Origin of the sequence: Leptotrichia shahii (genome assembly GCF_008327825.1) — a bacterium.
In the GTDB taxonomy this organism is placed as follows: Bacteria; Fusobacteriota; Fusobacteriia; order Fusobacteriales; family Leptotrichiaceae; genus Leptotrichia; species Leptotrichia shahii.
Window position 1 is genome coordinate 1,767,653 of the sequence record NZ_AP019827.1, and the last position, 22,943, is coordinate 1,790,595.

General features: G+C 30.2%; 22 protein-coding genes. 2 read left to right on the forward strand and 20 right to left on the reverse strand.

Annotated elements, in window-relative coordinates:
- Window position 1: 1 nt before the first annotated feature.
- The 3 genes from F1564_RS08170 to F1564_RS08180 form a co-directional block, all read right to left on the reverse strand.
- Window positions 2-1,036, reverse strand: a complete 1,035-nt coding sequence (locus F1564_RS08170) for a dihydrolipoamide acetyltransferase (RefSeq protein ID WP_018450548.1) — start codon at window positions 1,034-1,036, stop codon at window positions 2-4.
- Between the two features lie 18 nt (window positions 1,037-1,054).
- Window positions 1,055-2,047 (reverse strand): alpha-ketoacid dehydrogenase subunit beta, encoded by a 993-nt coding sequence (locus F1564_RS08175; RefSeq protein WP_018450547.1) that lies wholly within the window; start codon window positions 2,045-2,047, stop codon window positions 1,055-1,057.
- A 192-nt stretch (window positions 2,048-2,239) separates the two neighbouring features.
- The gene (locus F1564_RS08180) at window positions 2,240-3,205 is read right to left on the reverse strand and encodes a thiamine pyrophosphate-dependent dehydrogenase E1 component subunit alpha (RefSeq protein ID WP_018450546.1); all 966 of its coding nucleotides are present in this window, start codon (window positions 3,203-3,205) and stop codon (window positions 2,240-2,242) included.
- Between the two features lie 388 nt (window positions 3,206-3,593).
- Here F1564_RS08180 and asnA point away from each other — a divergent pair, with 388 nt between their 5' ends.
- Entirely contained in the window at window positions 3,594-4,610 is a 1,017-nt protein-coding gene (asnA, locus tag F1564_RS08185) for an aspartate--ammonia ligase (protein ID WP_018450545.1), read from the forward strand.
- Window positions 4,611-5,179: 569 nt separating this feature from the next.
- Here the strand turns inward: asnA and F1564_RS10345 are convergent.
- The 4 genes from F1564_RS10345 to F1564_RS08200 form a co-directional block, all read right to left on the reverse strand.
- Complete coding sequence (locus F1564_RS10345; RefSeq protein ID WP_018450544.1) at window positions 5,180-5,512, reverse strand: lysozyme inhibitor LprI family protein; 333 nt, start codon at window positions 5,510-5,512, stop codon at window positions 5,180-5,182.
- A gap of 56 nt (window positions 5,513-5,568) precedes the next feature.
- On the reverse strand, window positions 5,569-5,751 hold the full coding sequence (locus tag F1564_RS10350) for a hypothetical protein (protein WP_018450543.1): 183 nt from the start codon (window positions 5,749-5,751) through the stop codon (window positions 5,569-5,571).
- Window positions 5,752-5,784: 33 nt separating this feature from the next.
- Complete coding sequence (locus tag F1564_RS08195) at window positions 5,785-6,216, reverse strand: hypothetical protein (RefSeq protein WP_018450542.1); 432 nt, start codon at window positions 6,214-6,216, stop codon at window positions 5,785-5,787.
- 68 nt (window positions 6,217-6,284) lie between these two features.
- A complete protein-coding gene (locus tag F1564_RS08200) occupies window positions 6,285-6,629 on the reverse strand; it encodes a hypothetical protein (RefSeq protein WP_018450541.1) in 345 nt (114 codons plus the stop codon).
- 485 nt (window positions 6,630-7,114) lie between these two features.
- Here F1564_RS08200 and F1564_RS08205 point away from each other — a divergent pair, with 485 nt between their 5' ends.
- Window positions 7,115-7,396, forward strand: a complete 282-nt coding sequence (locus F1564_RS08205; RefSeq protein ID WP_018450540.1) for a hypothetical protein — start codon at window positions 7,115-7,117, stop codon at window positions 7,394-7,396.
- 652 nt (window positions 7,397-8,048) lie between these two features.
- Here F1564_RS08205 and F1564_RS08210 read toward each other — a convergent pair.
- From F1564_RS08210 to ileS, 13 genes are all read right to left on the reverse strand, one after another.
- Window positions 8,049-8,276 (reverse strand): DUF1304 domain-containing protein, encoded by a 228-nt coding sequence (locus F1564_RS08210; RefSeq protein ID WP_018450539.1) that lies wholly within the window; start codon window positions 8,274-8,276, stop codon window positions 8,049-8,051.
- A 283-nt stretch (window positions 8,277-8,559) separates the two neighbouring features.
- Window positions 8,560-9,012, reverse strand: coding sequence for a transposase (locus F1564_RS08215; protein WP_083917102.1), 453 nt, complete (start codon window positions 9,010-9,012; stop codon window positions 8,560-8,562).
- The gene (locus F1564_RS08220; protein ID WP_083917101.1) at window positions 8,906-9,589 is read right to left on the reverse strand and encodes a transposase; all 684 of its coding nucleotides are present in this window, start codon (window positions 9,587-9,589) and stop codon (window positions 8,906-8,908) included. The genes F1564_RS08215 and F1564_RS08220 overlap by 107 nt, the downstream gene beginning before the upstream one ends.
- Before the next feature lie 54 nt (window positions 9,590-9,643).
- Window positions 9,644-10,135: a transposase gene (locus F1564_RS08225; RefSeq protein WP_051074859.1), complete on the reverse strand. Its 492-nt coding sequence runs from the start codon at window positions 10,133-10,135 to the stop codon at window positions 9,644-9,646.
- Window positions 10,136-10,428: 293 nt separating this feature from the next.
- Window positions 10,429-11,370, reverse strand: coding sequence for an aminotransferase class IV (locus F1564_RS08230; protein ID WP_018450538.1), 942 nt, complete (start codon window positions 11,368-11,370; stop codon window positions 10,429-10,431).
- Window positions 11,371-11,556: 186 nt separating this feature from the next.
- Complete coding sequence (locus tag F1564_RS08235) at window positions 11,557-13,359, reverse strand: S1 RNA-binding domain-containing protein (RefSeq protein ID WP_026231246.1); 1,803 nt, start codon at window positions 13,357-13,359, stop codon at window positions 11,557-11,559.
- Window positions 13,360-13,410: 51 nt separating this feature from the next.
- Window positions 13,411-13,731 (reverse strand): HPr family phosphocarrier protein, encoded by a 321-nt coding sequence (locus F1564_RS08240; protein WP_018450536.1) that lies wholly within the window; start codon window positions 13,729-13,731, stop codon window positions 13,411-13,413.
- A 21-nt stretch (window positions 13,732-13,752) separates the two neighbouring features.
- On the reverse strand, window positions 13,753-14,190 hold the full coding sequence (locus F1564_RS08245; RefSeq protein ID WP_018450535.1) for a CGGC domain-containing protein: 438 nt from the start codon (window positions 14,188-14,190) through the stop codon (window positions 13,753-13,755).
- Window positions 14,191-14,399: 209 nt separating this feature from the next.
- Window positions 14,400-15,494, reverse strand: a complete 1,095-nt coding sequence (locus tag F1564_RS08250) for an OmpA family protein (protein ID WP_018450534.1) — start codon at window positions 15,492-15,494, stop codon at window positions 14,400-14,402.
- Between the two features lie 356 nt (window positions 15,495-15,850).
- Window positions 15,851-17,887 carry a glycine--tRNA ligase subunit beta gene (gene glyS, locus F1564_RS08255; protein ID WP_018450533.1) on the reverse strand — a complete coding sequence of 679 codons (2,037 nt, stop codon included), beginning with the start codon at window positions 17,885-17,887 and terminating at the stop codon, window positions 15,851-15,853.
- A gap of 134 nt (window positions 17,888-18,021) precedes the next feature.
- Window positions 18,022-18,894, reverse strand: coding sequence for a glycine--tRNA ligase subunit alpha (glyQ, locus tag F1564_RS08260; RefSeq protein WP_018450532.1), 873 nt, complete (start codon window positions 18,892-18,894; stop codon window positions 18,022-18,024).
- Between the two features lie 649 nt (window positions 18,895-19,543).
- A complete protein-coding gene (lspA, locus tag F1564_RS08270; protein WP_018450530.1) occupies window positions 19,544-20,002 on the reverse strand; it encodes a signal peptidase II in 459 nt (152 codons plus the stop codon).
- Between the two features lie 20 nt (window positions 20,003-20,022).
- Complete coding sequence (gene ileS, locus F1564_RS08275) at window positions 20,023-22,815, reverse strand: isoleucine--tRNA ligase (protein WP_018450529.1); 2,793 nt, start codon at window positions 22,813-22,815, stop codon at window positions 20,023-20,025.
- Window positions 22,816-22,943 lie beyond the last annotated feature (128 nt).

Consider the following 22,943-nt stretch of genomic DNA (forward strand, 5'->3'; position numbering starts at 1 on the left):
TCTAAATTAACATTGCCAATGGATTTTCCAATAATTTTTTCAAATCTTGCATAAATTTAGCTCCAGCAAGCCCATCCACAACTCTATGGTCAATTGTTAAACACATTGTCATTATTGGTCTAATTACAATCTCTCCATCTACAACTACTGGTTTCTCAACTGTCGCAGCAACTCCTAAAATCGCTGAATTAGGCTGATTTATAATCGGATTGAAGCTTTGTGTCCCAAACATTCCCAAATTACTAATTGTAAACGTACTTCCACTTTGTTCAGAAGGACTCAATTTCATCGCTAATGCCTTTTTAATAATATCTTTAGACGCAACTACCAATTCGCTTAATGACATTTTATCCGCACCTTTAATTACTGGTACTAAAAGTCCGTCATCCATTCCAACAGCAATTGATAAATTTACATAATTATGCAATGTAATTTGTGTTCCATCTGCAGACAACTCTGAGTTCACGTATTTATGTTTCATCAGTGTTTTAACTACAGCAAATGAAATTAAATCTGTTACAGTTATCTTTTTACCTGTATTTTCCATAATTGTATCCATAACTTTTTTTCTCAATAAAATCAATTCTGTCATATCAACTTCATAGTTTAACGTAAACGTAGGTGCTGTAAAGTAACTGTCTGACATTCTTTTAGCTATTACTTTTCTCATTGGCGACATTGGAATAACTTCAATATCAGCTTCTTCCACTTGTTCTTTTTCAGCCAATATCGCTTTTTCATGTCTTGCCAATTCTTCAGTTTCTTTCGGTTTAGCAATGATATTCAAAATATCTTCTTTCATTATCTTTCCATTATGCCCACTACCTTCTACTGTACTCAAATCAATATTGTATTCTTGTGCTATTTTATTAGCCAGCGGAGTAATTCTCACTTTTTTCTCAAAATTAAATTCTTCCACATCTTCTTTATGAATTCTGCCTTTAGCCCCACTGCCTCTGACATTTAACAAATCTATTCCCATCATTTTAGCTAAATCTCTCGCAGCAGGCGTAGCTCTCAATTTGCTATTTTCCATCTTATTTTTCACCTTCTACTATTGTTTATTTTTTACTTTTCTTATTGCCTCAACAATTTTTTCCACACTCGGAATCATTGCTGTTTCTAAAGTATGATTATATGGTATAGGAACATCTTCCCCAGCCAATCTCACAATTGGATGATCCAAATAATCAAATGCATCACTTTCTGAAATAATCGCCGAAATTTCTCCAATAAATCCACTTGTTTTGTGAGCATCATTCACCAAAATAACTCTCCCTGTCTTCTTGACAGAATCTAAAATTATCTCCTTATCCAACGGTATCAATGTTCTAGGATCTACAACTTCTATACTAATCCCTTCTTTTTCCACAATTTCTGCCGCCTTCATCACTCGTTCCAGCATTCTTCCATAAGTTACAATCGTAATATCTTTCCCTTCTTTTTTTATTTCTCCCTTTCCTAGAGGAATAATAAATTCAGGATCTGTTGGAACTTCCCCCTTCATATTATATTGTGCCTTATATTCAAGAAAAATTACTGGATTATTATCACGAATTGCCGATTTTAAAAGCCCTTTTACATCTGCAGGTGTTCCTGGTGCAATAACTTTTACTCCTGGAATATGAGTAAACCATGCTTCAAGTGACTGTGAATGCTGTGCTGCCGATCCCACTCCAGAACCCGCCGCACATCTAAAAGTTACAGGTACTTGACCTTTACCTCCAAACATATATCTTGTCTTTGCTGCTTGATTCACAATATTATCCATCATATAAACAATAAAATCCATAAATGTGACATCAACTATCGGACGAAGTCCAGTCATTGCAGCTCCAATCGCAGTTCCAGAAATTGCAGATTCTGAAATTGGAGTATCTTTTATTCGTTCTTCCCCAAATTCCTCCAACATTCCAACAGATGTTCCAAAATCTCCACCAAAAATTCCAACATCTTCTCCCATTAAAAATACATTTTCATCTCTTCTCATTTCCTCTGACATCGCCGTAATAATTGCCTCTTTTACAGACATCAACTTTGTTTCCATTCTTTATCTCCCTTTTTTCTAATTTTTTTAGCCACTTGTAAAATTTAAAACTTGATTAATACTACATTTTACAATTTTAATTTTTGATATTTTTCTCTATTTTTTACTGTTTCCATAACTTCTGTTTTTACAATTACTAGATTAATTCAAATTTTATAATCTTTCATTTTATATTCACTTATAATTTAATCTTTAATCTGCAAATACATCTTCAAATGCAGACTCTAGCGTAGGTTCTGGACTATTTTTGGCAAATTCCACTGCATCTTCAATTTGTTTTTTCGATTTTTGCTCAAGTTCTGTCAATTCTTCCTCTGTCGCAATATTGTTTTCAAGTAAATAATTTCTCAATTTTACATTAGGATCTTTCAGCTTCCATCCGTCAACTTCCTCTTTTGTTCTGTATTTACCTGGATCAGAACTAGAATGCCCAAACCATCTGTAAGTTACGCTTTCGACAAAAACGGGTCCGTTTCCTTCCCTTACATATTCCACAGCCTTTTCAAAAGTTTCATAAACTGAAAGTACATCATTTCCATCTTCAATAAAATATCCCGGCATTCCATAAGCAGCAGCCCTTTGATAAAGATGTTCTACATTCGTAACCTTTTTAATTGAAGTGCTAATTCCATAACCATTATTAATCGAATAAAAAATTACAGGCACTTTCCAAATCGAAGCCAAGTTCATAGCCTCATGAAAACTCCCTTCATTTGTAGCCCCATCTCCAAAAAAGCAAACTACAATTTTTCCAGTTTTTTTCACTTTTTGGCTATAAGCCGCACCAACTGCCATTCCGTGTCCACCTCCTACAATTCCGTTAGCTCCCAAATTTCCACTTTCCAGATTTGCAATATGCATTGAACCACCTTTTCCCTTACAAGTTCCAGTAGCTTTTCCCATAATTTCAGCCATCATTCCATTCAAGTCAATCCCTTTCGCAATAACTTGTCCATGTCCTCTATGATTAGACGTAATCAGATCATCAGCATTTAAAGCCTCAATTGCCCCAACATTCGCAGCTTCTTCTCCCACTGACAAATGTGTCATTCCAGGCACCATTCCTCTTTTTACAAGCTGATTCACTTTCAAATCAAAATCTCTAATATTTAGCATTCGCTCATAAATATTTAACAATTTTCCCTTTGATAATCCCATAATTCTCCTCCATTTTTATATTTTAACTTTTTAGTTTCATTTTAAAATAATTTTGCTATAATTCTAAATACGCATAATTTTATGTATAATCCATTAATAATTTATTATTCAGAATTCTTTATTTAATTTTATCATAATTTTATAATCATTACAATATTTATTTATAACTTACTAATCTCAGCATTAAAATAATAAAATTTCTAGGAAACTGTTGCAAATAATGATTTTTATCTTTTTCATAAAAATTTACTATAAAATGGGGCAAAAAAAGAATTATTTCTTATAAAATCTGTATTAAATAGAATAAATTTAAAAAAATTTGACAATAAATAATAATTTTGATAACATCTAAAGGTAGAATAAAAAAATTGAGAAAGAAGGAGAGTATATGTCAAAAACTATAATTCCAAAAAATTATGATCCAAAATATGGAATCATGGAAACAGAAATTGCTATAAAAGCAACAAAAGATTGCTTTGAAAAAGAACTTGCAAAAGCATTGGATTTAACGAGAATTTCAGCACCGATGTTTGTTAGAAGGGCTGCTGGGATAAATGATAATTTAAATGGTATTGAACGACCTGTGGCTTTTGAAATGAAAGAAATGCCAGATGTGACATTGGAAATTGTACATTCACTTGCAAAATGGAAAAGAATCGCATTAAAGCAGTATGGTGTTGAAAATGGAAAAGGCATTTATACGGATATGAATGCCATCAGAAGAGATGAAGATTTGGATAATACACATTCAATTTATGTTGACCAATGGGATTGGGAAAAAGTTATTTCAAAAAAAGACAGAAATGTTGACTTTTTAAAAGCAACTGTTAAAAAAATATATCAAGCCTTTTTAAATACAGAAAAAGAATTGACTGAAAAATTTGAAAAATTTGAAAAATTCTTGCCAAAAGAAGTTACTTTTATTACTTCACAAGAACTAGAAAATTTATATCCTGATTCAACTCCAACCGAAAGAGAGGATAAATTTGCAAAAGAACATAAAGCAATCTTCATTATGCAAATTGGAAAAGTGTTAAATTCTGGAAAAAGACACGATGGACGTGCTCCAGATTATGATGACTGGGAATTAAATGGAGATCTAATTATGTGGAATCCAGTTTTAGACAGATCATTAGAACTATCTTCAATGGGAATCCGTGTTGACAAAGTCGCATTAGAACGTCAATTAAAAGAATTAAACCTAGAAGAAAGAAAAAATCTTGATTTCCATAAAATGCTTCTAAACGATGAATTACCATTGACAATTGGTGGAGGAATCGGACAATCGAGAATCTGTATGTTTCTATTACAAAAGGCTCATATTGGAGAAGTTCAAGCTTCGGTATGGACACCTGAAATTGTAAAAATATGTAAGGAAAACGGGATTAATCTTTTATGGTATTAAATAAAGATAATAAAGAGAGATGATTTTTAATAACCATCTCTCTCCCAAATTTTACATCACTATTTAATTTCCCAGTAACTTTACTTTCTTGTCCATTTTTAATTATCGTTCAAATTTCATTTAAATTACTATTTTCCCCCTTCTTTCAATTTTATTGTACTCCTAATTTTATTCAATTACAAGTTTTTTTTAAAATAAAAAAAATAAGTTTATGATGAGAATATTTCAACATTAATTTGAAATTTATAATAAATCTTTTATTTAAATTGAGAATAATATTATTTAATTTTGAAATAGCTAAAGTGTCTTTTACTAAAAATAAGGCTGTCAATTTTAAAACAGCCTTTTTAATTTTAACTATACAATCTTTGATTTGATTCATTTGGAAAATCGTAAACCTTAACATAACCTGCTACATCTACAACTTATAGTTACTATTCTTTCTGAACGTTTTGAGCTTTCAGTAATACATATCTTGTATTTTCATCGTAATATATTGCTTTATACTCACTATCTAATATAATCTTTTATAAAAGAATCACTCCTAGCTTTTGTCTATTTCCCATAATTTAATTAGCATGCAACTTATCATACATTCTTATCGTTCTTTCTTTTGTCATTTCAATATTCATTGCTCTTGAAGCATGTCCACAACCTGTTCCACAGCCTACCAATTCTCCATTTTCATCTCTTCCCATCGCCATTTCTTCCGCTGCTTTATCCATTTCTTTATCTTTTCTTTTTAACCAAGCTCTTTCTTCATTTCGTAGTTTTATTTTTTGGCTTTCTGGTAATTCAAACATAATAAGTTTATAAATTTTATTCAATTCTTTATCCCAAGCCTCAAATACTTCACCTGCAGTTATCATATTATTTTCTGGAACGGAGCTCATTCTATCCATTAACTCAGCCTTTTTTTAGCAGCCGCTGGTGTCAAGGTTTCCAGTGAAGTTGTTACTTATGCCATTTGTTGTTGTTCGTTCTGACTTTTTATCATTTCCTGTTTTGTCTTTTCTTGTTCTAGCTTCACTTTCGCTTGCAATTCCTGCGTTTTTATATACGAACTGTACACTAAAAAAGCTCCGCCTAGAAAAAATGCAAATACTGCAACACAGGCTAAAATCAGTATTTTATTTTTCATAGGTAATCTCCCTTTTATTTTTTATTACTACTATTAATAAATTTCACTATTATCAATACCATATAACCCATCTTCATCATCATAAGTTCTTCCATTCTCATCAATATATCTTACTAAAACTTCATCTTCATTGTAGTAAAATCTTTCTTTGGAAGTACTCTTTGCTGGATATACATATTGTGTACGATATTTAAAATATGTTTTTCCATTTTTTAAATAATATTCCGTTATAATATTTCCCCAACCTGTATACATTTCAGTAACAACTTTTCTTAAATCACCATTTCTATAATATCTTTTTTCAACTGCTCCTTCACTCATATCAAACTCATCTGTTTCAACACGATAATTTTTATAACTATTAGTCTCATTATAATCTCTTCTTATCTGTGCAACTGTTTCATTTACACTTCTTGCAAATGACAAAGTGGCTACCAAAAACAATGATAGTAGTATTTTTCTCATTTCAAATCTCCTTTTAAAAATATTTTTTATACTTAACTCTGCAATCGAATTCTTAAATTACAACTTAACTAATTCCATATTCTTAAATAAAGAATTCTTTTATCGTAATCTACTGTCGTTGGACTGTCAACTATTTGAATATAATTTCTCAATTCTGAATTTTGAAAATCATCTCTTCCTTCTAATTCAGCAATAATATTTCTATATCTTAATCCATCCAGTACGCAAACTTCATATTTTACTCTCGCTTTTGTTATCGGTGAAAAATCTCCTCTTTCAATTTCCCATTTCTTTAAAATAACACCATTCTGACAATACCCGTTTGTTTCCCCAATATCCTTTTTCCCAACTTCTCCAGAACGACCAAATACAATTATCCCTAATAAAAATATTCCTAGTACTAATTTTTTCATAAATTAATTACTCCTTCATAAATTTTCAAATAAAAACATTCAATAATTCTAATTTTTCGATTAATTTTTATCAAAAATCATAAAAAACAAATTTTCTTCACAATTTTTGATATCGAAAATCTAATATACATTATATCTTATTTTGATTTGATTACAATTTTAAACGAATTAAAAAGTTGTTAATATTATAAATGTCTGTTATTCGCTACTTATTATATACGAAAACTAAATCTTAATATACCTCCTAACCTTCTAAATCCCTAAAATTCTAAACCAGCAAACCTAAATGAAGTTAAAGAAATTTTCCTATAAAAATTTTTTCAATAATATTGAAATTTTTTTGTTTATCTCCTTAAAACAGTTAATGTATATTCTATTTATTAAATTTTAATTTTTTAAACTCAAAAAAAAAAGGAAAATCTTAGTTTAGTATGATAAAATTTAGCGAAAAATATTACAACTAAGAAAGGAATTTATTAATTTTTATGAAAAAAGTATTACTAGTATTGTTAATTCTCGTAATGGGAACATTAAGTTTTGCAAAAGGAAAAACAAGAAAAAGTGGAGGACATAAAGCTAAGGCTTGTACATCAGATAAGATAATCCATGATGTCAATAAAGAAACTGTTACTTATTGTAAAAATGGCAAAAAAATAGTTGAAAAAACAGAAGGAACTGGAATTGATGGAGATGACTGGCAGTTAGAAGAAGTGGATGGGGTAAGTCTGTTTGACGAGAGCAATCCAAGGCTTATAAAAATAAGATAAATTTACAAATAATAAAATTTTTAAGAAAAGGAATAGTTTATGAAGAAATGGATTTTACTTTTAACATTAAATTGGAGGTTCGATAGTTTTTGCTGGTTATAGAACTGATATGATTGACAGGATGGACAGCAGATAGAGCTATAGAATTAGCAAGAAGATACGATAATCTTATACTAAACTCCATTTAAATAACGAATTTATTACAAACTTTTCTAGGAAAGGATAAAAACCTAATATTTTCAAATAATTAAAATATAATTTTTACTTTTTAAACAGAATCTAATATAAACTGATCCGTCGGAGCATTTTTCTGTGCTGGCAAAACTGTTTGAGTATAGCGAGTTTTTTATCAATGCAGAAAAATGTCGTAGACTAGCCATAGGTTGTAGGATTTGCGGCGATGAGCAATCCTACAAAAATAAAAAAAAACATAGTAATTAGTTGAATGATTATGAAATAGCTATCAAATAACCCTATTATAAAAATTTATTCCTATTTTCAAATGGGGTTTAGTATAAATAACTTTTTTATAGAGAAATAATTTTAAAAAATTAGAATTATTTCTCTTTTTTTATAAAAAAATACACCTGAAAACTTTTAATTTTTATCATTAAATTTAAGGTGTATTGGAAAATTTTATTTAAAGTATTTTTTACCAGAATAATAATGGTAGCAATAGCGACGTAATCGCTAGTAAAGCAGGTATTCCCTGCAGTAAAAATATTTTTTTTGAAACTGTTTCAGAACCATAAATAGCTGCACAAACAATACAAATCAGGAAGAAAATTGCAATCTGAAATTGAAATTCTCCAGTTTCGGTTAAACTCCACATTAATCCTGAAGCAAGAAAACCATTGTATAGTCCTTGATTTGACATCATTTTTTTTACACACCCATTTATTTTGAAGGAAGACTTTAAAAACAGGATGATAAAACTACCATCCTGTACCATATATTATATTTTGAGTTTACACAAAATTCTGTACACTCTCTAGTATTTAACAAAAGGGGCTGTCTCAAAATGGTTAAAATTTTGAGTTCAGCTTCTTTTTTTTTCTCCAAATTAAAAGCTCTCTAAATTTTTTACAGTTATCTGATTAGAATTTTTTCTAATCAAAGAAAAACTGCACTAAAAAATTAGAGAACCTTCTCTCTCTTAAAACTTAGTTAACAGTTAATTTATGAAGTTTCATGCCTTCACGTCCCTGCACTTTTTTATGAAAATATTTTCTTAAATTATATCCAATAGCAAATAGTAAAGCTTCAACTTTAGTTTTAGATCTTTCACGGTATTTAAAGCGTTTAAAGTTCATGTTCTGCTTTAACACTCCGAATGCCCCTTCTACCTGAATACTCCTGTTCATCCTAAGCATTATTCCTTTTTCTGTCGCTATATTTTCCTGTGACTGCTTTCTAAACCTTAAAAAATTATCTGCTACATAAAGTTTTTTGTTATGAGATGTATTTTTACATTTTACTGCAAAAGGGCATCCTTCACAGTTGTTACATTCATATACTTTCTTTTCCGATATATCCGCTTCTATTTTTTTGTTTTGACGTATACCTGAATTCAAGTTTCTGATTATTTGCACATGTATATGTATCGGTTTCTTCATTAAATGACATATTTTCTACCCTTGAAATATCCTGTTTAAATTTTCTGCTTTTCTGCTTTTCATAATTTTGTGGCTTTATATATGGAGTATAGTTATTGTTAAAGAGATACTCATAGTTCTCTTCACTTTCATATCCTGCATCTGCAACAATATTTCTAAATTTTAAGTTTTTATTTTCCAATCCTGATAAAAATGGAATAAGCGTTCTTACATCTGTAGGATTAGGAAACAAATCCAGACCTACAATGTATTCAGAATTTACACCTATCTGTAAATTGTATGCCGGTTTCAGCTGACCATTTCTCATGTAGTCTTCCTTCATTCTCATAAACGTTGCATCCTTGTCTGTTTTAGAGTAACTGTTTCTATTACCACAAATTTTAAGGTGCATATTATACTCATTTTCTTTTGCTATGTAGGAAGTTACAGTTTCATAATCTCTCTGCTGTTGAGTTTTACGGACTCCTTTTCCATAAACAAATTCAATATTCCTATCTAAGATTTCTTTTTCCAGATACTTTTCTATTTCATAAATATCATTAAATTCAGTATTGTTATTTTCATTAAATGAATGCAAGAAATCATTTACCTTAATTTTTAATTTTTCATAAAATTTATTAACTGCTTTCTTTCATACAAATGTATATTTATTTGCATTGGATTCAATTTTTGTACCGTCAATAAATACATTTTCCAAATCAATTTCATTTAATTCGATTAATTTATTTATCAGCTGATAGAACAGATCTTCAATTTGAATTTTATAGTTGTCAATAAATCTGGCAACTGTGTTATGATCAGGGGCAGAGCTTCGCCTTAAGATCCACATGTAATTAATATTTTCCCTACAATTTTTCTCTACAGCTCTAGTAGTATTAACACCGTCAAACATAGCATATGCAATGATAAAAAACATCTTATTAGCTTCAATTTTATGCCCACGACCTTTATTTTTAGAGTATGCTTGCATTAAATATCTATAGTCCAATCCCTCCAATAATTTGCTAATTACTCTAACAGGTACTGATTTGGAGATATTAACTCCAATATCCATAGGAAAAAACAATTGATAATTTGGAAAAAATGTAGTACAATTAGTTGAATGGTTATTTTTGTCTGTCATAATTCAATTATACCATTTTGCCGAGATTTTATCTCGGTTTTTTCTTTTTTCAGAAAAAAAGAAGCTGAACTCAAAATTTTAAACGTTTTGAGACAGCCCCTTTAAAATTATCAAATATATCAGTAAATATCTAAAAATATAAATTTAATTTCCTTATAAATAAATAAAAAAATACACCTTCAATACTTTTTTCTAGTATTCTCAGTGTATTTTTATTTTGTTAAAGAGATAAAATCTCTTATTTTAGAATATTTATATTGTTATAATCATCTAATTTTGAAAGAACTATAAATTTATTCAACAACAAATAACCATTCTTTAGATAATTCATGATCTCCATTAATTACTTTTTCATATTCACCTTTTAACAATTCATAGAATTTACCAGGTTTTGGTGCTGCATTAAAGTCCAATTGTCCGATTGGTCTTTGGTCTAATGATTCAGCATAAGTAATTTTCATTGCTGTTCCTGTTACTAGCAGCTCATCTGCTGTGAATACCATTGAACGGTCAATTTTTCCACGATTAACTTTATATCCGTTATATTCCAGTAATTCTAATGCTGATCTTACTGTAATTCCTTCAAGAGCTGCATTTCCTGTATCAGGGATAATTACTTGGTCTCTGTAAATTAATACGATATTCGCAACAGAAACTTCCACCACATTTCCTGTATCATCAAACATTAACGCATCATCATAGCCATTTCTTTGTGCATCACTTGTTGCTAGGAATGAGTTAACATAAGATCCGCCTGCTTTTGCTTTAGTTGGGATAGATGAATCGTTATATTTTCTATAAGTTGAACTCATTAATTTTAATCCACCTTTTGTACTTACATAATCTGCAAGTGGCAACATATAAATTGCTAAATCAAAATCGAGTCCTGCTTTTTTAGGTGATAATCTTGGTTCTTTACAGAAAATAAACGGTCTCATATAAAAATCTTCTTTTATGTCATTCTTTTTAACCAATTCTGTCACGATATTTTTAAATTCATCCCATTCCATAAAAAATTCATAACCTAGCATTTTTGAAGCTGTCATAAGTCTTATATAATGGTCTTTTAGTCTAAAAATTGATACTTTTCCATTTCTGTAATATCCTCTGACACCTCCAAAACAAGTTGTTCCATATTGTAAACTGTGAGTTGCAATACTTACTGTCGCTTTCTCAAATTCCACTATTTCTTTATCGAAATATGCGTATTTCATAAATTCAGTTTTACCTGCCATTAAATTTACCTCCATATAATTTCAACATTGTATATTTACTATTATATTTTAGCACTTTTTTTTAATTATGTAAAATTTATTTTTTATACATAACTATATATTCAATATATGCTTTACAAATAATATGAAATCTTTATCCCTTTCAAACAGCATTTTTCTGACTATTGTTAAATTTATTTTATAAAATTAAACTCCGTAAACTTTCATAAGTTCATCCATCTCTTTTTTTTCTTCCATTTCCTGAACTTTTTTTACAGATAATGCAATAGATTTTCTCTTTTCATTAATATCCGTGATTACAGCTTCAACTTTATCTCCAATTGAGAATTTTTCAGAAATATCCTTCAAAAATTCCTCTGTCAATTCTCTTTTTGGTATAATTCCATTAAATCTGTCTGTTAATTTAACAAGTGCAAAATTTTCCTGAATTTCCACAATTTCAGTATTTACAATATTTCCCTTTTTATATTTTTCAGTGACTTCCTTCCAAGGTGATTTTTCCAGCTGTTTAATACTTCCAGACAATTTTTTCTCAATTTTGTCAATTACTATTACTTTAAATTCAACTTCATCGCCAACTTTATATTCCTTATGTTCTCTTCTATCCCAAGAAAATTCATTTTTGTGAATAAATACTTCTATTCCCTTTTCAAGCTCAACAAAAATTCCATAATCTTGAACATTCATAACTTTTCCCTTATATGATTTATCAAAGTCATAAGTTTCTTCAAGAACATCCCATTTATCATCAAGTAACGCTTTTGCACTTAAAGTAACTCTATTTTTCTCATCATTAAAGTCAACTACTTTAAATTTAATCAAATCTCCAGCTTTATATTTTGAAGTCAAATTAGATTCTCTCTTATATGATAAGTCAGAAACATGTAAAAGTCCATCAATATCTTTTTCAAGCGAGATTAGTAATCCAAAATCAAACACTTCTGTTATTGGCTTTTCAATAATATCTCCTACATGGTATTTTTCCTTTACCGTATCCCAAGGATTTTCTGAAAGCTGTTTTACACTTAATTTAACATTTTTCTTTTCATTTTCAATTTGAATAATTTTTGCTGAAAATTTATCTCCCACCTTATAATTTTTAAATTCTTTAGATCCATTATGCCAAGCAAGTTCCGAAACATGCACAAACCCAGAATTTCTATTAACAGTTACAACTACTCCAAAATCAAGCACGTCCTTAACAACAGCCTCAACTACATCTCCAACATTATGACTATTTTCAAATTCAACCCAAGGATCCTCCGATAATTGTTTTATACTTAATTTTAATCTATTTTTTTCAACATCTTTCTCAATAATTTTAGCAGTTACTTCATCTCCAATTTTATATTTTTCATGTAAACTATCCACTTGATCCCAAGAAATTTCAGAAATATGAATAAATCCGCTCGTAACCCCTAAATCCAAAATAATTCCAAAGTCAAATATTTCCTTAACTTTTCCTACAACTACATCTCCAACATTAACACTTTCAAAGTATTTTTCCTCTTCAATTTTTATCAAATCAATTCTTGAAATAGTTATATTACTTTTATTTTTTTCTTTTATAATAAATTTAAATTTTTGTCCTGCATAATCTTTATCCTTTTCAAATCTAGCAAGAGAAAATGGTAAAAATGCCTCATTTTTTCCAATTCTTACAGTATATCCCCCTTTGATTTTCTTAACAATTTCTCCTGTTACAATGTCATCAACATTAAATGATGCCAATTCTTTAGCCCTATCTAGCACAAATTTTGAAACAATGATATTATCCTCATCTTCTCTCAAAACTTTTACTTCAATTTTATCTCCAATTTCAAAGTCTTTAACTTCGCTAGCATAAATTCTTCCTTCTTTTTTTGCATTTAAATCAAGAAATCCGTAATCCATCTCTTTTCTTGTAATAATTCCTTCAACTACATCTCCAGATTTCTTTTCTTCAGGTAAATAATCCTCTAATAATGTCTCAAATTCTTTTTCGTTCATTTTGTACTTCAGAACTGCCTGCAAAAGCCAGTTCTTCTCCCTTCTTTATATTTATTCAAAAAATTTATTAACTTCTATTAATTGTCTTAATTCTTCCAGCAACTTCTCCTCTTCTTCTGGATTTTCTCCATTTTCTGCAATTGCCCTAAGTTTTAATTTTTCTCCTTTTTCAGCTCCAAGCATCATAACTCCAAATACATTTTTACCATCAATTTTTTCATTTTCTTCCTTGTTATCTTTTGTTTGCTTATTTTCCAAAACTTTTTCTATTTCCAAAGCCACATTATACTTTTTTGCAATATTGACAATCTGTCCTGATGGTCGTGCATGGACTCCCTGTTCGTTTTTTATCTCTACAATGATTTCCTTCATAGCTTTCCTTTCCTGATTTTTCTAGTTTTTATTTGTTTTGTAAATCCCTTCTGCACGTCTTCTAGTAGCAGTTTTAGAATGCCAGGTGTCTTCCAAAATAAGTGAATCTCTAAATGGAGTTTTAGAAACTTGCTGTTTCATATAATTTAAAAACATACATCTGGAAGAATGATGATTGTCAAGCGTAATACAAGAAGCAAAGTGTATAGCCACTTCTTCAGGCGTAATCTTCCCTTCTTTTTTCAAACATTTATTTACATTTGACAAAAGAGAATTAACTCCTTTCCCATTACATCCTCCACACTGAAACATCAAAACTCTCATATCCTGCTCCATTGGATATTTTAAAAATCCACCACTTCTCTCGTAAAATGACTGGCTGCAATGATATCCGCTGCAACGTCTTTTTGCAATTTCACATTGAATTATTACAACCAGTTTAATTTTTGATAAATCCATAACACCACCTCAAAATATATTTGAAACTCTTAAAACCTATTTAAATAATATCATTTATTAGATTAAAAATCAATATTTATCTAATTTTTTTCTGTAAAAATAAAAATTAAATATTAAGTCTATTTAGTAATTTTTTTATATAGTAAAAAAGAGAGACATAACTAAATGTCTCCCCCAAAATTTATATTTTAAACCTTTTATTTTAAAGATTATTGATTAATGAATTTTACGTTAGTGAAGTCAACGTTTTGGAAGAATAATTCAACTCTTCTGTTGTTGTATCTTCCTTCAACTGTATCATTAGTGTCAGCTGGGTTGCTTTCTCCTTGACCAGTAATTGTTCCGTAAGAAATAGAGTTTTTCAATCCATAGTCTCTTAATAATCTAGCTACGTTTTGTGCTCTTGCTACTGATAATTTTTGGTTATAAGCATCTGATCCAGTTGAATCTGTATGTCCAACGAAATCAATTGATCCACCATCAGCAAATTGGTTAATTACACCTGCAATAGTTCTCAAGTCAGCAGCTTCACCTTCGTTAGGTACTCTACCGTCTACTTTAAATCCTCTAATTACACATTTTTTTGTATCAGTTTCACAACTAAATGGTAATACTGCAGTATTTGGTTTAACAATTGGTGCTGGTTCTGGAGCTGGCACTGGAGTTGGTACAGGTACTGTAACAGTTTGAGTTATGATTTTAGGTGATCTGTCATTTTTCAATTGTCCAAATCTATATCCTACTCTAACTCCTACTGCATCATTATAATTTCTTGATCTTTCAGTATTTCCTAAAGCATCAGATGTTTTAACTTTAACTCCTGATCTTTCGTAAATAGCTTCTAATGAAACTGGTCCAAATTCAGTACCAATTCCTGCTGCAGTATATAATCCACCTTTAACTTTACCATCTACATTTTTAGTTTCGTGAGCAAAGTTATATCCTGCTCTTCCTAATACGTATAAAGCATCATTACCATTGTTAGTTGTGATTAAGTTAAATTTACCTAATGCATAAACTGGAACACTTCTCATTAATTTAGCTTTATCATCTTTTCTTATTAATTTTCCAGAATGAGATGATAATTTATATTCTGTTCCTAATCCCCATTCAAATTCACCTTGGTTATCAACAATATATTCTAAACCAAGAGTTGGTCCATTCTTAAGTTTGTAATCATTACTAAATTCGCTTGATCCTGCTTTAAATTTTCTGTAGAAATCATATCCACTTTTAATTTGTATTTCAGATGCTACTGCATTTAAAGCCAATAAAGCTGTTCCTAAAATAATTAACTTTTTCATTTTAATTCCTCCCGAAATTTTATTTTCTAAATTTTTTAAATTAGCACTTCTTTCTCCTAATCCTCTCTTAGATTATACAACATTTTAAAAGAAAAATCAATGCTTTAGCTAAAATTAAATCTTCTAACTAAATTTTTATTTACAATTTATGATATCATTTTTTTAATAAAAAGTCAATAAAAAAATCAATAATATTTTCCTTCAGCCTTTATATTTAGTACATCTCTTCACTACAAAACACTAATTTATCCTGACTTATTAGTCATTTAGAATTTTAAACTCTCTGACGATAAAACAATCGAAACTAAACAATTTCTAGCATTTTTAATATTTTATATAGGAATCGAAAATTCAAATTATAAATTTATCATTTTATCAATAGAATTTTCTAGTTTTTTCAATAATGCGATACGATTATTTTTTAATTTTTCATCATCAGCATTAATAATTACATTATCAAAAAATTGATTAATTGTATCGGCATTATTTAACAATGTTTCAATATAACTTGAAAAATCTTTATTTTCCATACTTTCCAATTGATTCGCAAAATTATACAATGCCTTTTCTTCATCCAATTCAAATAATGTACTGTCAATATTTAGATTTTCATTTTTTTCATCTTTAACAATATTTTTTACACGTTTCAAAAGATTAATTAAAATCTCAAAGTTTTCAGTTTGTGATAATTTTAGAAGTTCAGACAATTTTTTATCAAGTTCCACAATATTGCTTTCAAGATTTATCTCATAGTTTATAAGATCTTTTTTATATTTTTCAGAAAGTACATTAATTATTCTTTGCTTAAAGAATTCTGTCACGTCTTTTACAACATCTTTTTCCAGCACTTTTTTATCACTCGAAAAAATTTCATAAGACTTCTCAATTAATTCTTTATAGTCAAAGGATAATTTTGAATTTAATACAACTTGGATAATTCCTTGCGTTGCACGTCTTAATGCATAAGGATCTTTAGAACTTGTCGGTTTTAATCCAACTGAAAAACATCCAATTATTGTATCCATCTTATCAGCTATTCCAGCAATGGCACCTTCCATAGTTGTAGGTAGTTCATCTCCTTGATAACGTGGCAAATAATGTTCAAAAATTCCAAGTACTACATCTTTCTCTTCGCCTTGCTCTTCAGCGTAAACTGAACCCATAAATCCTTGTAATTTTGTAAATTCCTTTTCTCCAATTACATTTGAAACAAGATCCGCTTTTGCTAAATCCACAGTTCTTATGATATTTTCCTTCTTATCACTCAAATTTAACTCTGAAATCAGATATTCAGCAATTTTCTCACTTCTTTTAACTTTTTCAAAAATTGTTCCCATATCCTTCTGGAAAGTAACTTCCTTCAATTTTTCCACATTATCTGCAAATTTATTTTTCAAATCCTCATCAAAGAAGAATTTCGCGTCAGCAAGTCTTGGCTCTACAACCTTTTCATTCCCTTTTTTCACAGTTTCCGAATATTCAGGCGCATTTCTTATAACAATAAATTTATTAGATAATCTATCATCTTTATCTTTTACTGGAAAATATCTTTGATGAGTTTCCAATGTAATCGTGATAATATCTTCAGGAAGCTGCAAATAATCCCTGCTAAATTCACCTTTTATTGCATAAGGATATTCTACCACATTAACCACTTCATCCAATAAATATTTATTGATTATAGCAGTATCTCCATCCTTTTCACCATTTTCCCTTATGCTTTTCAAAATTTCCTCTCTTCTTTTTTCACCATCTACAACAACAAAATTTTCAAGCAATATTTTCTCATAGTCAAGCGGATTGTTAATTTCAATGTCCTGAGAAGCAAAATATCTCATTCCACGAGTCTTATTCCCACCTTTTAGACCTTCAAACTCAAAAGGCAAAATTTCTCCATTATCAAACAAAGTTACAAACCATTTAATCGGTCTTACAAATCTAAATGTTCTGTCCGCCCATTTCATTGACTTTTCAAACTCTATTTTCTTTATCGCATTTTTCAATATTTCAGGCAAAATCTCCTTAGTATTCTTTCCTGCAATAAATTTTTCAATCGAAATATATTTTCCTTTTTCATTTTCAATAATCTTTATATCATCAATCGTAGCACCTTGCGATTTCACAAAACCTTCTCCAGCTTTTGTAAGTTGACCCTCCTTATAAGCAATCTCAACCGAAGGCCCTACGCTTTTTTTATCCAAATCATCCTGTTTTTCAGCCAAATCCTTTATAATCGCAGTAACTCTTCTAGGCGTACTAAACGATTCAATTTCTGAAAACTTGATTCTTTCAGCCTTTAACTCATTTTCTATTATTTTTTTCAGATCTTTCTCCGCCTTATCCACATATCGTGCAGGCAATTCTTCCAATCCTATTTCAAAAAGAAAATTCATAATTAATTCTCTCCTTTACAAATTTACATTTTTTTTAACTATTTTTTCTCTAAATAATATCTATAATATTATATTTTTTAAGAAATTTTTCTTTAGTAATTAAATATTTGTTTTACTGAAAAAATATTTCCCATTTACTTTTTATTCAGCAATGGGAATCCCAATTTCTCCCTTGCCTCCACAAATTTCTCTGCACACTTCTTAGCCAAATCTCTAATTCTTAAAATATAGGACATTCTTTCTGTGGTACTGATTGCTCCTCTTGCGTCAAGGTTATTGAATGTGTGTGAGCATTTTAGAACATATTCGTAGGCTGGGAATACTAAGTCGTTGTTTAGGCAGTTTTGGGCTTCCTTTTCGTACATATCAAAAAGTTGGAAGTGCATTGGAACGTCTGCTACTTCAAAGCTGTATTTTGACAATTCATACTCAAACTGAAATCTTCTTTCTCCGTATTTTACACCTTTTGTCCATTCTAAATCTTTTACATCGTCCTTATTTTGCAAATAAAGTGCGATTCTTTCAAGTCCGTAAGTTATTTCAGATGGAACAATGTCAACTTCCAGTCCTCCAACTTGCTGGAAATATGTAAACTGTGTAATTTCCATTCCATCCAGCCAAACTTCCCATCCTAATCCCCACGCTCCAAGTGTAGGGCTTTCCCAGTTATCTTCCACAAATCTTATGTCATGTTCCTTAGGATTAATTCCTAATGCCACCAAACTTTCTAAGTAAAGTTCCTGAATATTTTCTGGCGATGGTTTCATAATTACCTGAAACTGATGATGTTGATACACTCTGTTGGGATTTTCACCGTATCTTCCATCTTTTGGACGACGTGATGGCTCAACATAGGCAACATTCCAAGGTTCAGGACCCAGTGACATTAAAAAAGTGTCTGGATTAAACGTTCCCGCACCTGTTTCAATATCGTACGGATTTGATATTATACATCCTTTATCTCCCCAAAACTTTTGAAGAGTTAATATAATTTCCTGAAAAGTCATTTCTCTCTATCCTTTCTCTATTTTTCCTATTTTTCTATCTAAAATATCTTTACTAAATTAAATCTGCTCATAATACATTAATCTTACTAAATTTTCATTTTAGATTATTTTGATTAATAATTATTACTCTTATTTTATTTATTTTAGTTTTTTGACGCAGAGGTATCAAACGCCATACCTCCCTTTTCGCAATAACAATTATTTTAACATCTTTAACTGATTATCACTTAAAAGTTATGGCGAAAGTTCTACGAACTACTCCCGCTTTACGCAAAACTTTCTTATAAAAGAAAAATAGAACTCGCTTTTGAATAAAAGTTATTTTAATCTAAATAACTTTATTTAATTTAAAGTGTTTTCCAAAAGCTCAAATAACTATTTTTCTTCTAACAAAATTTTGCTTGGAAATTCATTTAACCAAATTGCCTTTGTATAATTAAATAAAAATTGTCGTGATTTTTTGGAAATGAAAACGACTGTTTGAGCGAAGTTTTACGTAGCAAGTTTCGTTTTTGTTTTCAAAAAATGCTTAGACAAGCCAGGGTTGCAAGGGAAATGGCGATTGATTTCCCTTGCTTTCAAAAAAATAAAAAATATAAAAATACAGGGATAACATTTATTAACAAAATTCATTTTATAAAATTACTTTTTATTTTTTAAAATATTTTCTCGCCAAATAATCAATTATAATAATATAAATTCCAATATGCACATACATATCTGCTACATTGAATACGAAAACCCAAATTCCTCGAAAATCTATCATGTCAATCACATATCCCCGAAAAATTCTGTCAATCATATTTCCCATAGCTCCTGCGGCAACTACTGCTGCTCCTATTTTTGTCCATTTGCTATAGTTCTTAAAATTTTTGTATTCTGCAGCAATTACGTATACAATTAAAACTGCACTTGCTATTGTAAATAAATTGATTTTTCCTTGCAATAGACCAAAAACTCCGCCATGATTTTCAACATAAGTCAAATGAAAAAATCTTTTTATTAATGGTATTGAAAAACCTTGCGTTCCACCTGCTATGTTGTACATTAACTGCTTTGTAATCTGATCTAATGCAGCTAAAACCAAAATAATAATTATATAAGGCATTCTTTTCTCCTCACATTTTTTTATTGCATTTTTTCCAGAACATTTGCACATCTTGGACATACATCTGGATGATTGTGGTTGTGTCCAACTTCCTCATCGTATTTCCAGCATCTTTCACATTTTTCTCCAGACGCTTTTTCCACAGCGATGTTTATTCCTTCGATTTCACTTTCTGCTAAATTATCATTTACAAATTTAACTTGAGATACGATAAACAAGTCAGAAACTTCATTTTCTGTATAATCTTTTATAAATGAATATTCATCATTGGCAATGTTTAAAAGAACTCTTGCATCAAGAGAATGTCCTATTAATCCAGTCTGTCTTTCTGCTTCCAGCTTTTTGTTCACTTCTCTTCTTAGACGTGCGATTTTATCCCATTTTTGTGCTAATTCTTCATTCAAATATTCAGGTCTTGCTTCAATCCATTTTGATAAATGCACACTTTCTTCTTCTTTTAACGTTTCTGGTATTCTTTCCCAAATTTCATCAGCCGTAAACGACAATACTGGGGCAATTATTCTTACCAGCACTTTCAGAACTTCTGTCAATACAGTTTGTGCACTTCTTCTTTCAATTGAAGTTGTGCCTTCACAGTAAAGCCTGTCTTTTACTATGTCCAGATAGAATGAAGACATTTCCATTGAGCAGAAATATGTAATTTCCTGAAATAGACTGTAAAATTCATATTTATCATAAAAGTCTGTTGTTTTAGCCTTTAATTCTTCCAGTTTGTGCATTGCCCACTTGTCAATTTCAAACATATCATTGTAGTCAACTTTATCATTTGCATAATCAAAATCATTTAAGTTACCCATCAAAAATCTGGCTGTATTTCTGATTCTTCTATATGCGTCAGACATTTGCTGCAAAATATTTTCTGAAATTCTAACATCTTCTCTGTAATCTACTGAAGATACCCACAATCTTAAAATATCTGCTCCATATTTTTCTGTAATATCCTTTGGAAGTATTGTGTTTCCAAGTGATTTAGACATTTTTCTTCCTTGCCCATCCATTGTAAATCCGTGAGTTAGGATTCTTTTGTAAGGAGCATCTTTTGTACTTGCAATCGATGTCAACAATGAAGATTGGAACCACCCTCTATGCTGGTCACTTCCTTCAAGGTACAAGTCTGCTGGTCTTGGCAAATTTCTTGGCACTAGCACACTTCTATGTGAAACTCCTGAGTCAAACCAGACGTCCATTATACTTCTTTCTTTTCTAATATCCACATCTTTCAAGTTATATTTTTCTAAAAGTTCATCCCCAATAATTTCTTTGGCTTCATATTTCCACCAAATGTCAGTTCCTTCTTTTTTTACCATTTCAATTACTCTGTCCATAATTTCTGGCTCATAGATAACTTCATCAGTCGCTCTGTTGTAGAACAATGGTATTGGTACTCCCCATACTCTTTGTCTTGAAATAGTCCAGTCTGGACGAGTTTCTAACATTGAACCAATTCTATTTTTACCCCAAGATGGTACAAATTCCACATCATCCAATGCTTTTATCGCATTTTCCCTAATATCGCTTTCATCAACACTAATGAACCATTGCTCAGTTGCTCTGAAAATTACAGGTTTTTTACTTCTCCAGTCATGCGGATACGAGTGAACAAATTTGCTGTGATGCAGTAAATGTCCGCTTTCCGTCAAGTCCTGTACAATTACATTGCTTGCTTTTGCATAAAACATTCCTTCGTATTTTCCAGCTTCCTTTGTCATATGCCCTCTGTCATCAACTGGCGATAATACTCCAAGTTCATATTTTCGTGAATAATTGTAATCGTCCGCTCCGTGTCCAGGTGCCGAATGTACTGCTCCAGTCCCTGCATCAACTGTAACATAATCTCCAAGCATTACTAACCCTTCTCTATTCAAGAACGGATGTCTGTAATGAGTCTTCTCAAGTTCAGTCCCTTTAAATTCCTTCAATAATTCATAAGAAATTCCAAGTGTCTTAAATACAGTTTCAGCCAGTTCTTTTGCAACTACAATATTGCCTTTTTCTGTTTTGTATAATCCATAGTCAAATTCAGGATGTAAAAATACTCCCAAGTTTGCAGGCAATGTCCAAGGTGTTGTTGTCCAAATAAGAATACTTGCCTCCTCTACTCCTAATTTATCTAATAAATCCTGTGTTCCTTCAAATTTTACATAAATTGAATGAGATTCTACATCTTTGTATTCAATTTCCGCTTCAGCCAAAGCTGTTTCAGTCGTAGGCGACCAGTAAACAGGTTTTAGCCCTTTATAAACATAACCATTTTCGTAAATTTCCTTAAATACTTTTAACTGTTCTGCTTCGTACTCAGGCATTAAAGTGATATAAGGATTTTCCCAGTTTCCTAAAATTCCAAGTCTTTTAAATCCTTCTTTTTGTTTTTCTATCCATTTTAATGCATATTTTTTACATTCCTGTCTAATTTGCAATGGAGTCATATTTTTTGCTTTTTCTCCAAGTTCTTCCATTATTTTCCACTCGATAGGAAGCCCATGTGTATCCCATCCTGGAATATATGGTGCGTTGTATCCTCTAAGTCTTTTGTATTTTAAGATAATATCCTTCAATATTTTATTTAATGCATGTCCAATGTGAATATCTCCATTCGCATAAGGCGGTCCATCGTGCAGTACAAAAAATGGCGCCCCTTCATTCAATGATTTTTCATAAATTTCAGCTTTTTTCCAGTCCCTTAATGTCAAAGGTTCTTTTTGAGCCAAATTAGCTTTCATTTTAAAACTTGTTTTTGGCAAATTAAGCGTTTTTGCATAATCCATTTTTTCTGGATTGTTGTTTTCTGACATTACTTCCTCCTATTTTTTTTATTATTTTTTTTGCTGTTTTTATGTCTTTTATTATATCACAATTTTATATATTTTTAAATAACCCATACTAAATCCCATCTAAAAAATAAAATAATATTTTATTTGGC